Origin of the sequence: Chitinolyticbacter meiyuanensis, from assembly GCF_008033135.1 — a bacterium.
GTDB lineage: Bacteria > Pseudomonadota > Gammaproteobacteria > Burkholderiales > Chitinibacteraceae > Chitinolyticbacter > Chitinolyticbacter meiyuanensis.
In genome coordinates this window covers 1,773,989-1,786,813 of sequence record NZ_CP041335.1, presented here as the reverse complement: position 1 = coordinate 1,786,813, position 12,825 = coordinate 1,773,989, and the positions used below count along the sequence as shown (strand labels likewise).

The 12,825-nt window shown below is 63.5% G+C and carries 7 protein-coding genes, 2 tRNA genes and 1 pseudogene; 6 read left to right on the top strand and 4 right to left on the bottom strand.

What is annotated here, in order from left to right:
* Nucleotides 1-10: 10 nt before the first annotated feature.
* Nucleotides 11-895: a type II secretion system protein N gene (locus tag FLM21_RS08745; protein WP_187360151.1), complete on the bottom strand. Its 885-nt coding sequence runs from the start codon at nucleotides 893-895 to the stop codon at nucleotides 11-13.
* A 170-nt stretch (nucleotides 896-1,065) separates the two neighbouring features.
* Here FLM21_RS08745 and FLM21_RS08740 point away from each other — a divergent pair.
* From FLM21_RS08740 to FLM21_RS21665, 5 genes and pseudogenes are all read left to right on the top strand, one after another.
* Nucleotides 1,066-1,141: transfer RNA gene (locus FLM21_RS08740), tRNA-Val, on the top strand.
* A 37-nt stretch (nucleotides 1,142-1,178) separates the two neighbouring features.
* Nucleotides 1,179-1,255: transfer RNA gene (locus FLM21_RS08735), tRNA-Asp, on the top strand.
* Between the two features lie 218 nt (nucleotides 1,256-1,473).
* A complete protein-coding gene (locus tag FLM21_RS08730; protein WP_148715203.1) occupies nucleotides 1,474-2,736 on the top strand; it encodes a PAS domain-containing protein in 1,263 nt (420 codons plus the stop codon).
* A gap of 68 nt (nucleotides 2,737-2,804) precedes the next feature.
* A complete protein-coding gene (gene hrpA, locus FLM21_RS08725) occupies nucleotides 2,805-6,695 on the top strand; it encodes an ATP-dependent RNA helicase HrpA (RefSeq protein WP_148715202.1) in 3,891 nt (1,296 codons plus the stop codon).
* A 720-nt stretch (nucleotides 6,696-7,415) separates the two neighbouring features.
* Nucleotides 7,416-7,502: pseudogene (locus tag FLM21_RS21665) on the top strand (PEP-CTERM sorting domain-containing protein); the annotation flags it as partial.
* Nucleotides 7,503-7,585: 83 nt separating this feature from the next.
* Here FLM21_RS21665 and FLM21_RS08715 read toward each other — a convergent pair.
* The 3 genes from FLM21_RS08715 to FLM21_RS08705 form a co-directional block, all read right to left on the bottom strand.
* On the bottom strand, nucleotides 7,586-8,416 hold the full coding sequence (locus tag FLM21_RS08715; protein ID WP_148715200.1) for a sulfurtransferase: 831 nt from the start codon (nucleotides 8,414-8,416) through the stop codon (nucleotides 7,586-7,588).
* A gap of 109 nt (nucleotides 8,417-8,525) precedes the next feature.
* Nucleotides 8,526-9,704 (bottom strand): acetyl-CoA C-acetyltransferase, encoded by a 1,179-nt coding sequence (locus tag FLM21_RS08710; protein ID WP_148715199.1) that lies wholly within the window; start codon nucleotides 9,702-9,704, stop codon nucleotides 8,526-8,528.
* Between the two features lie 114 nt (nucleotides 9,705-9,818).
* Complete coding sequence (locus FLM21_RS08705; RefSeq protein ID WP_246120853.1) at nucleotides 9,819-11,534, bottom strand: PHA/PHB synthase family protein; 1,716 nt, start codon at nucleotides 11,532-11,534, stop codon at nucleotides 9,819-9,821.
* Between the two features lie 273 nt (nucleotides 11,535-11,807).
* Between FLM21_RS08705 and pbpG the strand changes: the two genes are divergently transcribed.
* Nucleotides 11,808-12,797, top strand: coding sequence for a D-alanyl-D-alanine endopeptidase (gene pbpG / locus FLM21_RS08700; RefSeq protein WP_148715198.1), 990 nt, complete (start codon nucleotides 11,808-11,810; stop codon nucleotides 12,795-12,797).
* Nucleotides 12,798-12,825 lie beyond the last annotated feature (28 nt).

The following is a 12,825-nucleotide window of genomic DNA, read 5'->3' as shown; positions in this document are numbered from 1 at the left end:
GGTTTACCGTTTACGGTTGAATTTGATATTGCAGGTTGACGAGGCTGCCGTTGCGCAGCACCTGCAGCGTCACCTGGTTCAGCTGGCTGAACTGACTGTAGACGAGCGACATGTCGGAGACATCGCCGAGCGCACGGCCGTTGGCCTGCTTGAGCACATCGCCATTCTGCAGCTGTAGCAGGCTGGCAAAAGGCTGGGTCGATGCGTTGGTGATACGGATGCCACCGCCCTGTGCTGGAGCCAGGCCCTTGTTCCAGTCGGCGATATTGAGTCCCTGCATCGCCTCTGCCATCACGCCGCGCGTCACCTTGAGCTGCGGACCGGTGGCTGCGCTCTGTGGCGACATCTGCGCGGCCACGGCGGCGGCCTCGGCATTGGCGATCACATCTGCCGGCGTATCGCCGGATGGCGCGGGCATGGTATTTCCTGCCGCAGGAATGGCCGCCGCTTGCTCACGACCTTCCAGCATGATGTCCTCGCTGCGCCCGCCGTTGTCCACGCGAGCCCGGTCACGCTCGACCGCAAGCAACTTGACGCCCGGTTGCAGCTCGTCGCCGGGCCGGGCTGCCAGCGCGGTAGGGCCGACCCCAGTGAAGATGGCAGCACTGAAGCCTTCGCCACCGGCAATCACCGCCACCAGCTTGATCGATAAGGTGCTGGCGACCGCCGTCTGCTGGGTTTGCGCCTGACCAAACCAGCCCGGCGCATTCATCCAGCCACCGGAACGGGCTACCGGCGCCTCGGCCGGCTGCGACAGCCTGAGATCGGGCGAAGAAGGCGCGGCAATGCGCCAGAACAGACCGGCCAGTAGCCAGGACAGGGCCACCACCAGAATCAGTTCGGCCGCAGTAACTAGCGTGCGATTACGAAGGCGCAGAAAGGCGGGAACGTTCACGTGAACGGGCCGAATTCAGGTACGAGAAAGGGGCATTTATACCTCAAGGCCCCGCGCATTGACTACCGTAGGTGCATGGCGCGGGTCGCAGCAATGCTCACGGAAAAATGTTGCAGTAACTCGTTGACACCCTTCGGAACGCATGATTTAATGCGCCCTCTTTCGACGGCGGGTGGTTAGCTCAGTTGGTAGAGCGTCTGCCTTACACGCAGAATGTCGGCGGTTCGATCCCGTCACCACCCACCAGCAACGCCCGTTGCTGAGTGCGTTGAAAGTCCGCTGCGGAGCGGTAGTTCAGTTGGTTAGAATACCGGCCTGTCACGCCGGGGGTCGCGGGTTCGAGTCCCGTCCGCTCCGCCAGCACTCCTCTCGATTTCCCAATACTTTGTTTAGATTAGTCTGCAGCCACCGTCCGAACGGGTTGCTGACTTGTGCCGCGCTGCTCTGCCGTACCCACGGCTTACAGCGACGCTTGGCGGGGGATCGCTTGCGGATCAAATATCACACATGCATCGCCAAGTCGCAGCGAGCGGGCTAAACTGGTCCCACTCATTGCCGTAAACAAGACCTGAACAGGCATGGTGCCCAAAAACTCGCCCTCGCGCCTCGATACCGCCCTGCTCGGCCTCGCGCTGCTAACCTGCGTGATGGCTGCCGTCGTGCTGCAGTGGTGGGCTGCCGACCGGATCGGCAATGGTATCTGGCTGGTGCACGGCTGGATTGCCCTCGCTGTACTCGGCCTGATCCATCTTGCCTTGCGCCGCGCGCCGCAGCCGGAACATGCCCCCGCGCAGGCCGCCGCCCTCGCCCCATCCAATGACGACACCGTCGCCCGCTGCCTTCCGGACATCGTCTGGCGCATCGACTACGCCACGCGCGCCGTCACCGCGCTCAACGCCAACGACGTGCCCGGCCATCCGCGTGCAGAAGAAACCAGTGCCAAGCTATCTGCCCTGCTGCCGGCACGGGTCTCGCGCCAGTACCTCGAAGCACTGATCACCGTGCAAAGCACCCAGGCGCCGCAGCAGTTCGAATACCGCCTGGCGGCTGGTGAGCAAGACGAGCAGCGCGCCTTCGAGGCAAGGCTGTTGCCGCTGTCGGGCAAGGATTGCCTCGCGCTGATCCGCGATGTCTCGGACATGAAGGCCACCGAGGAAGCGCTGTTCAACCAGCAACTGTTTGTGCACCAGATCATCGATTCCAGCCCCAGCCTGATCTTCGTACGCGACAAGCACGGCCGCTTCCTGCTGGTGAACCGAGCCACGCAGAGCGCGCTGGGCCACGATTTGCTGGTGCAGTCGCATACCGGCTTTGCCGAGCAGCAACTGCCCTTCACCAGCGGTGATGCCGATGTGCTGGACAAAGGCGAGACGGTACGCATCGTCGACCACTACACGCTGGCCAACGGCCGCACCCACTGGTTCGACATCATCAAGCAACCGCTGATCCGCGATGGCGAGGTCTACATCCTGTCGATCGCGATGGATATCTCGCACGTGAAGGCCGCCGAGGCCGCACTTGCCGGCAACGATCCGCTCTCCGGCGAGGTGGCCGATGCGCTGCCACAGCCCTTCATGCTGGTACGCGACGGCAATATCGAATTCGCCAATCTCGCCGCTTGCCTGCTGTTGAACACACCGCCGTCCGGCGTGCTCGGCCGACCGCTGTCGGCCTTCGCCGGCAATGCCGAAGCGCTGCTTGCGTGCAGCGACTTCGAAGCGCATCCGTTCGAGCGGCAGCGTGGCGAGAGCCATCCTTGCTGGGCACGGCGTGTGCGCCAAGGCGCGGGCGATGCGCAGCTCATCATCTTCGACACCTCGCGCGAGACGCAGGACGCCTGAGCAAGCCCGCCTCCCCGCCATGTTAGAATCCGGCCGCCTCGCGGCCGTTTTCCATTCTGCACAGCTCGATGACCCAGACTCCCACGCTCGCCTATCTGCAACAACAGCTCGACCTCGCGCCCGCCCGCCAACGCTGGGCACTGGAACGCAAGCTGCGCACGCTGGCCGAACGGCTGGTACAAGGCAAGCCCTCGGATCGCATGGCGAACGAACTACAAACAGAACTCGATGCAGCCGTCGCCAGCATCGCCCGCCGCCGCGAACGGCTGCCCCGCCCTGAATTCGACGACACCCTGCCGGTCAACCAGAAGCGCGACGAAATCGCCGCCGCCATTGCGGCCAATCAGGTGGTGATCATTTGTGGCGAGACCGGCTCCGGCAAGACCACGCAGCTACCCAAGATCTGCCTCGAACTCGGCCGGGGCGTAACCGGCCTGATCGGCCACACCCAGCCACGGCGCCTGGCAGCCCGTTCAGTGGCCAGCCGCATTGCACAGGAGCTGAAGAGCGAGCTTGGCCAGCTGGTTGGCTACAAGGTGCGCTTCACCGAAAAATCCAGCGGCGACAGCTACATCAAGCTGATGACGGACGGCATCCTACTCGCCGAGACGCTATCGGACCGCTATCTCGCCAATTACGACACCATCATCGTCGACGAGGCACACGAGCGCAGCCTGAACATCGATTTCCTGCTGGGCTACCTGAAGCAGCTGCTGCCACGCCGGCCAGACCTCAAGGTGATCGTCACCTCGGCCACCATCGATGCCGAACGCTTCTCCAAACACTTCGACGGCGCACCCGTACTGGAAGTCTCCGGGCGCACCTATCCGGTGGAAGTACGCTATGCGCCGATCCGCAGTGGCGACGAGGATGATGCCGAGATCGAGATGGAAGAAGCGATCGTGCGCGAAACCGAGCACCTGTGGCGCCACGATGGCCCCGGTGACGTGCTGGTGTTCCTGCCCGGCGAGCGCGAGATCCGCGAAACCGCCGAGGAATTTCGCAAGGCCAAGCTGCGGGATGCCGAGGTGATCCCGCTGTTTGCGCGGCTATCAAACGAGGACCAGCAGCGCATTTTCCGCCAGAGCAATGGCCGTCGCGTGGTGCTCGCCACCAACGTCGCCGAAACCTCGCTTACCGTGCCAGGCATCCGCTACGTGATCGACGGCGGCCAAGCGCGTATCAATCGCTACAGTCCGCGCGCCAAGGTCGAGCAGTTGCTGGTGGAGAAGATCAGCCAGGCGAGCGCCCGCCAGAGGGCCGGCCGCTGTGGCCGGGTGTCCGCCGGCGTGTGCGTGCGGCTGTACGACGAGGACGATTTCAACAACCGCCCGGCCTTCACCGACCCCGAGATCATCCGCTCCAGCCTCGCCGCCGTCATCCTGCGGATGGCCGCGCTCAAGCTCGGCCGGGTCGACGCCTTTCCCTTCATCGAGGCACCATCGAGCCGGCTGATCGCCGATGGCTACGCCCAGTTGCGCGAACTCGGTGCCGTCGACGACAACGACGAACTCACCCGCACCGGCTCGCAACTGGCGCGATTGCCGGTCGATCCGCGCCTGGGCCGCATGCTGCTGGCCGGGCACGACAATGGCTGCCTCAAGGAGATCCTCATCATCGCCGCTGGCCTGTCGGTGCAGGACCCGCGTGAACGCCCGTTCGAGGCGCGCGACGCCGCCAGCCGGGCGCATGCGCGCTTCACCGATGAAAAATCGGATTTCCTTTCCTACCTGCACCTATGGGCCTTCTTTGAGGAGGCGCTCGCCGGCAACAGCTCCAACCGCCAGCTGGTGAACCTGTGCCACGAGCACTTCCTCTCTTACCTGCGGCTGCGTGAATGGCGCGACCTGCATCGCCAGCTCACCGATATCGTCGACGATCTGGAGTGGAAGCCCGGTAGCGCGGCTGGCACCTACGAGCAAATCCACAAGGCGCTGCTCACCGGCCTGTTGGGCAACTTGGGGATGAAGCAGCCGGAGAACGACGAATACCTCGGCGCACGGGCCATCAAGTTCAACATCTTCCCCGGCTCGGGCCTGAAGAAGGCACGGCCGAAGTGGATCGTCGCGGGCGAAATCGTCGAGACCAGCAAGCTCTACGGCCGCGTGGTCGCCGCGATCGAGCCCGAATGGGTCGAGCGGCTAGCCGAGCACTTGGTGAAGAAACAGTATTTCGATCCGCACTGGGAGAAGGACAGCGCACAGGTGGTAGCGAGCGAGCGCGTCACGCTATACGGGCTGCCCATCGTTAACCGGCGACGCGTGCACTACGGCAAGATCAATCCGACCGAGGCGCGCGCGCTCTTCATCCGCGAGGCGCTGGTCAAGTTCAACTACAAGAGCAGCGCCAAGTTCTTCGATCACAACCTCGAATTGCTGCTGGAAATCGAGGAGCTGGAACACAAGGCACGACGCCAGGACATCGTGGTCGACGAAGAAGCACTCTTCGCCTTCTTCGACGCGCTGATTCCAGCCGACGTGGTGAATGGTGCCGGCTTCGAGGCCTGGCGCAAGAAGGCCGAGCAGGCGCAGCCACAGTTGCTGTTCCTGTCGCGCGACTATGTGATGAGCCATTCGGGCAGTCGCGTCACCGAGGAGCAGTTTCCGCCGTTCTTCCGGCTGGCCGAGGCGAAATTGCCGCTGGCCTATCGCTTCGAACCCGGCCATCCGCTCGACGGCGTGACCATCACGCTGCCGCTGCATCAGCTCAATCGGGTGAACCACGCGGTGTTCGACTGGCTGGTGCCCGGCATGCTGCGCGAAAAGATCACGCTGCTGGTCAAAGCATTGCCCAAGGCGATCCGCCGCCTGTGCGTGCCGGTGCCCGAGTTCGCCACCCGCATGCTGACCGAGCTGGAACGCGCCGACCGCGAGGCCCCGCTACTGCCACAACTGGCGCAAGCCATCACCCGTGGCGTCGGCCAGCCGGTAAGTGCCGACGAGCTCGACGACAGCGAGCTGCCGCTGCACCTGAAGATGAACTACCGCGTGATCGATGATGGTGGCCAGGAGCTTGCCAGCGGGCGTGACCTGATCGCCATCCGTGCCCAATTGGGTGAAGCAGCCCAGTTGACCTTCCGTGACGAGGCCGACGATGGCGGCATCGAGCGCGATGGCATCACCGCCTGGGATTTCGGCGACCTGCCGGAGCAGCTGACCATCAAGCGTCAGGGCCGCAAGCTCACCGGCTATCCGGCCCTGGTCGACGAAGGCGAGGCCTGCGCGATCCGCCTGTTCGATACCGCGCATGCGGCGAACGAGGCGCATCGGGCCGGCGTGGTGCGGCTACTGCGCATCGAGCTCAAGGATCACGTGAAGCAGCTGGAAAAGTCGGTGCCGAACTTCCAGCAATTGGCGATCCAGCTACGGACGCTCGGCAACGCCGACATGCTGATGGACGATATCGTCACTGCCATCTGCAACCGTGCTTTCATCGGCGACGATGAGCTGCCGCGCAAGAAGAAGGCGTTCGACGAACAGAAGAGCCGCGCCAAGGTACGATTGCCGAGCGTGCGCGACGCCGTGGTCCGTGCACTCTCCGAAGTCGTGGCCGAATACACGCCGATCACCCAACTCCTGGCCAAGCCCGGCCCCTTGCAGCACGAGCTCAAGGCCCAGCTGTCCCAGCTGGTAATGAATGGTTTCCTTGCCGCCACCGATTGGGAGCAACTGCCACGGCTGCCGGTCTACCTGAAGGCGATGCGGGTACGACTGGACAAGCGGGTGCAGAATCCGGCGCGTGATACTCAGCGCGGCGGCGAAGTCGCCGCATTGTGGCAGCGCTGGCAGGACGAGCTGGCGCGCTGGCAGCGCGAAGGACGTGACACCGCGCCCCTGCTGCCGTTCCGCTGGATGATCGAGGAGCTGCGCATTTCGCTGTTTGCACAGGAGCTGCGCACTCCCTATCCCATCTCGCTCAAGCGCCTCGACAAGGCTTGGGCGGAGCTCACTCGCCGCTGAGCATGCCGGCCCGGCCGCCAGCCGGTCGGCTAACACATGGCCCCGCCGTTTATTCGGCTTTTCCTTACTTTCAGCGTCTGTAGGGCCGAGCGCTGAATATTCACATTGCGCGCTGCAGCATCTGCTGCGTTTTCACCACGAAACCGCTATTTATCAGCGATTTAGCGCGATCGTCGTTTTCTCTTCCTTTGAAATTGTCTCGTCATCAAAGACGCGTTAGCATCCGGCTGGCACAGAGTGACTTTCTGTGTCTTTAATGTTCAATTAATTAGAAATTCATAATACAAGGAGTGTCCCATGCGTTTTAAATCTACTCTGCTCGGTCTGGTGATCGGTGCGGTGCTGGCAGCGGGTAGCGCGCAAGCTGCGCTGATCGCCTCCGGCTCGCAGAGCTTCGACAAGGACAACCTGCTGATCTACGGCGACACCTTCACGTCGTCCGTTTCCAGCAGCAACGCCGTGCTCGACGTGCTGTTCACCCCGACCACCAAGGGCAACCTGAACAGCCTGCTGTTCGGTCTGTTCGATCACAACACCAACGATTGGCTGGTGTTCGATGCGTTCGCTGGCAACGAAGGGTTCACCAAGGACGGCAACCGCAAGACCGGGTTCTCGTACAGCTTTGATGACCTGACCGTCACCAACGGCCACAGCTACACCTTCGGCCTCTTGGGCTTCGGCAAGAAGTACACCGGTGACTTCAGCTACACGCTGACCAACCCGGTTCCGGAACCCGAAACCTACGCACTGATGGGTCTCGGTCTCGCCGCCCTGATCGCTCGCCGTCGCAAGGCTGGCAAGAAGTAATTCGCCGCCGCTGCAACGGAAAACCGCGCCCTTGGGCGCGGTTTTTCATTGTCGCGATCCAGCCTGAACAGCGCAGCCGGAATCTAGCGCGCCACCGAGCGATCCGGATCGCTGCACCATTCGCTCCACGACCCCGGATACAGCCTGCCACCGTCGAGCCCGGCCACGGCCAGCGCCAGCAGGTTGTGGCAAGCGGTCACGCCCGAGCCGCATTGGTGCACTACCTCGCCTGGCTCGCGCCCTGCCAGCAGCGCCAGCCATTCGGCACGCAACTCCTCCGCCGGCTTGAAGCGGCCCTCCGCCAGATTGAGCTGGAAAAAGCGGTTGAGCGCCCCTGGGATATGCCCGCCAACCGGGTCCAGCGTCTCGCCGATACCGGCATAGCGCTCGGCGCTGCGCGCATCGATCAGCGTGAAATCGAGGGTATCCAGATTGGCGAGTACCGCGGCGGCATCGACGTGCCGCTCTGCCCGCAAGGCCAGCGTGTAATCATGTGCAGCCCGCTGCGGCGGCTGTGGCGTCAGATCACCACCCGCGGCTTGCCAGGCGACGATCCCGCCATCGAGCACCTGCACCGGCCCGCGGTGGCCCAGCCAGCGCAACAGCCACCAGCAACGTGCGGCGAACATCCCGCCCGCGTCGTCATAGGCAACAACACGGCTGTCCGCATCGATGCCCTGTTCACCGAGCCAGGCCGCCAACCGCTGCGGATCCGGCAAGGGATGGCGGCCGTTGTGCCCGCTCTTGGGGCCGGACAGCACGACATCGAGGTGGGCGAATACCGCGCCCGGCAAATGACCTTGGGCATAGGCACGTGCCCCGGCATCGGGTTCGGCCAGGTTGTGGCGGCAGTCGATGAAGATCAGTTGGTCCGCGATGAGCAGCGCCTCGGCGGCGTTGATAAGGGGAGACATGGGCAACTCCGGGCAAAGAGGGGCAGGTGCGGCGGCATGAGGCCGCCCGGGCCGGCCGCGCACAACAAAACGCCCTCCGTCGGAGGGCGTTCAAATCAGGGCAGACGGCTCAGCGCTCGATGGCCAGCGCCACGCCCATGCCACCGCCGATGCACAGCGTGGCGAGGCCACGCTTGGCGTCGCGACGCTGCAGCTCGTGCAACAGCGTCACCAGCACGCGGGCGCCGGATGCACCGATCGGGTGGCCCAGCGCGATGGCACCACCGTTGACGTTGACGCGGTTCCAATCCCATTGCAGCTCGCGTGCCACGCCCAGGGCCTGCGCAGCGAAGGCTTCGTTGGCTTCGATCAGGTCAAGCTGGTCCAGCGTCCAGCCGGCACGCGCCAGTGCGCGCTGGGTAGCCGGAACCGGGCCCATGCCCATGATGGTCGGGTCGACGCCGGCGGAAGCGGCGGCACGGATGGTGGCGAGCGGGGTCAGCCCCAGCGCGCGCGCCTTGTCGGCGCTCATCAGCAGCACAGCGGCGGCGCCATCATTGATGCCCGATGCATTGCCGGCGGTGACGCTGCCTTCCTTGTCGAAGGCCGGGCGCAGCTTGGCGAGACCATCCATCGAGGCATTGGTCTTGATGAACTCGTCCGCGGCGAACACCAGCGGGTCGCCCTTCTTCTGCGGAATGGTCACCGGCACGATCTCGTCGGCAAAACGACCGGCAGCTTGGGCAGCTGCAGCCTTCTGCTGCGAAGCCAGTGCCAGCTCATCCTGCTCGGTACGGCTGATGTTGTACTTCTTGGCGATGTTCTCGGCGGTGACACCCATGTGGTACTGGTTGTAGGCGTCGGTCAGGCCGTCGTAGACCATGGAATCGATCAGCTGCGCATTGCCCATGCGGAAACCATCACGGCTGCCATTCAAGAGGTGCGGCGTGGCGCTCATGTTTTCCTGACCGCCGGCGATCACGATCTCGTTGTCGCCGGACAGGATGGACTGCACGCCAAGCGCCACCGCCTTGAGGCCGGAGCCGCATACTTGGTTGATGGTGAGGCCCGGCACGGCATCGGGCAGGCCGGCGCGACGCAGCGCCTGGCGGGCCGGGTTCTGGCCAAGGCCGGCGGTGAGCACGTTGCCAAGGATCACTTCGCTGACCGCTTCACCGGCAACGCCAGTCTTGTCGAGGAGGGCCTTGATCACGATGGCGCCGAGTTCCGGGGCCGAAACCTTGGCGAGCGCGCCGCCGAAGTTGCCGATTGCCGTGCGCTGCGCGGCGACGATTACCACATCAGTCATTGCCTTTCTCTCCGAAATCGGGCTTTTGCCCAGTGGTGTACCGCGCCTTGGCGGCACGGTCTTATCTTAGTTTTCTCGGCGGCACGGACGGTCCATCCGGCCGCCGAACGGGCGTCAGGCGAGGCGTTCCTTCACATAGCGCCCCGGTGCCGGCTCGATCGCCGGGAAACCTGCCGCGCCCAATGTCTTCTTCGCTGCCACCTGCTTGCCCGATTGCGGCGCAAGCCAGGCATGCCAGTCCTGCCACCAGCTGCCTGGTCGGGCTTCGGCGCCGGCAAACCACGCATCGGCCTCCGGCGGCAGCGCCTCGTTCACCCAATAATTGCGCTTGTTGGTGGTCACCGGATTGATGGTGCCGGCGATATGGCCGGAGGCGCCGAGCACGAAGCGCAGCGGGCCGCGGAACAGATGCGTGGTGCCGTAGGCCGACTGCCAGGGCACGATATGGTCCTCGCGCGCAGCGAAGACATAGGTCGGCACTTCAATGGTGGTGAGGTCGATATCGACACCGCACAGCGCGAAGCTGTTCGGCTTCACCAGGTTGTTCTTCAAATACATGTTCTCGAGGAAGAACGTATGCATGGGCAGCGCCAGATTGGCCGAATCGTTGTTCCAGTACAGCAGGTCGAACGGCGGCGGTGTCTTGCCCTTGAGGTAGTTGTTGACGACGTAATTCCAGATCAGGTCGTTGGCCCGCAGCGCGGCGAAGGTGCGCGCCAGTTCCTTGCCGGAGATCACGCCGCCGGTCTCCATCTGCGGCTCGCGCGAACGGATCACGTTCCAGTCGATGAAATGCTTGATGTCGCCCGGCTCGGTGTGGTCGAGCATCACCGTCATCAGCGTCACCGACTTGAACCAGTCGAGCTCACGATCCTGCATCACCGGCAGCGCCGTCGACACCAGTTCGCCGCCGATGCAGAATGACAGCACGTTCATCTGCGGCTTTTTGGTGATGGCACGCACCACCTCGCCAGCCTTGATCACGCCCTGCTCGACGTAGTCATCCCAGTTCAGCTTGCCAAGTTCCGGCGTGATCGATTTCCACGACACCAGGAAGGCGGTGTAACCCTGCTCGACGATCCACCGCACCATGGAGTTCTCGGGCTGCAGATCCATGATGTAGTACTTGTTCACGCACGGCGGCACGATCAGCAGCGGCACCTCGAACACCTTGGCGGTACTCGGCGTGTATTGCAGCAGCTGGAACAGCTCGTTCTCGAACACCACCGCACCCGGCGTCACCGCAAGATTCTCGCCCACAGTGAACTGGCTCTCGTCAGTCTGGGTGATGCTGCCCTTCTGCACGTCAGCCAGCAGCTTCTTCACGCCTTCGTGCAGGCTGGCGCCCTGGGTCTCGTTGGCGAGCTTCATCACCTCAGGATTGGTCAACGCGAAATTGGCCGGGCTGATGGCATCAAGGTACTGGCGCGTGAAGAACGACGCCCGTTCACGGGCGGCATCATCACCTGGCGCCGTTTCCACCGAATCGAGCAGCCAGCGCGCGGTGAGCAGATAGCTTTGCTTGATGAAGGAATACGGTGGTTCCTCCCACTCGGGCGCGTTGAAGCGGCGATCGCCCTTCTCCGGCTCGATCAGCTTCTGTGGCGGCTTTGCGCCAACGAAGCCCAACCACAGGTCCAGTTGCTGCTGGTAGAACGCGGCCTGCTTTTCCAGCCATTGCGGCTGCGATTCGAACCAGCCGGCCAGGCCGCTCGCCGGTTCGCTGGCGGAGCCGGACGCAGCTCCCTGGGTTGCCCATTGCTGCCACCATTGGCGGTTGGCATCGTTCAGATGTTGCAGCAAGGCATCGAGAGACGGCGGGTTCAGCACAGCACACTCCAGGTGGACAAGCGCGGCAAATGCTTGGACAGTGCATACACAAAACCAACACGCCGCAATTGGGAGAAGCACTTAAATTGTGCGACGCAGCATACAAAAATCCCAGTTTTGGCGCAAGCCAGCAGAAATCATTGAAGAAACAGCATGCACAATCGGTCGGTTCTTATTGATTAAACATGACTTTTTTCATAGTCTTGCATTAAAATCAGCAGCAACTGATACACCCCAACCGCGCCAAGCGTTCAACAGGCGGGAGACACAACAATGCGCAATTGGATCAACGCCCTAGGCTTCGTGCTCGTCGCCGCCTGCGTGAGCGCGCCCTCGCTTGCCGTCGCCAAGACGACGGAAAGCAAGCAGGCCAGCGCCAAGCAAGGCAAGAAGACGGCCCAGCGCAAGAGCAATCTGTCCCGCGTGGCCACGGCCAATGCGCGACGGAACGTGAGCGTCGCGCGCGCCGTGGCGGCGCCTGTCGTTTCCGAGCATCCCGGCGTGCAATCAGCCGGCGTGCTGATCATGAGCGAGCGCAGCGGCGAAGTCGTCTACGAGAAGAATGCCGATGCCGTGGCACCGATCGCGTCGATCACCAAGCTGATGACCGCGATGGTGGTGCTCGATGCCCAGCTGCCGATGAATGAACTCCTGAGCATCGGGCCGGAAGACGTCGACACGCTGAAGAACACCAGCTCGCGCCTGGGCGTGGGCACCCAGCTCACCCGCGCCGAGATGCTGCTGCTGGCGCTGATGTCGTCGGAAAACCGCGCGGCTTCCTCGCTGTCGCGCCACTACCCCGGTGGTCAGCCGGCCTTCCTGCGCCGGATGAACGACAAGGCCCGCGAGCTGGGCCTGCCGCACACCCGCTTCTTCGATGCCACCGGCCTCACGCCGAACAATGTCTCCACCGCGCGCGAGCTGGCCAAGCTCGTCACTGCAGCGCATCGCTATGCGGAGATCCATCACTTCAGCACGTCGAGCGAGTACGCCTTCATCTCCAACCTCACCGGCCGGGAACTACAGTTCCGCAATACCAACCCGCTGGTGCGCGAGAGTGACTGGACCATCGGCCTGTCCAAGACCGGCTACACCAACGAGGCCGGGCGCTGCCTGGTGATGCAGGCCACCATCAACGGCTCGCCGGTGGTGATGGTGCTGCTCGATTCGGATGGCAAGTTCACCCGCATCGGTGACGCCAATCGCGTGCGCAAATGGCTGGAAACCAGCCCGTATGCGCAACTGCATGCCGGCACCTACTGAGCGGCTTCACTTCACGCGATACCAACAA

Bases quoted from the DNA above. Each gene is read 5' to 3' on its own strand.
- FLM21_RS08715 (WP_148715200.1), bottom strand. From the start codon at position 8,416: ATGTCTCCCCTTATCAACGCCGCCGAGGCGCTGCTCATCGCGGACCAA.
- FLM21_RS08730 (WP_148715203.1), top strand. From the start codon at position 1,474: ATGGTGCCCAAAAACTCGCCCTCGCGCCTCGATACCGCCCTGCTCGGC.
- pbpG (WP_148715198.1), top strand. From the start codon at position 11,808: ATGCGCAATTGGATCAACGCCCTAGGCTTCGTGCTCGTCGCCGCCTGC.
- FLM21_RS08710 (WP_148715199.1), bottom strand. From the start codon at position 9,704: ATGACTGATGTGGTAATCGTCGCCGCGCAGCGCACGGCAATCGGCAAC.
- hrpA (WP_148715202.1), top strand. From the start codon at position 2,805: ATGACCCAGACTCCCACGCTCGCCTATCTGCAACAACAGCTCGACCTC.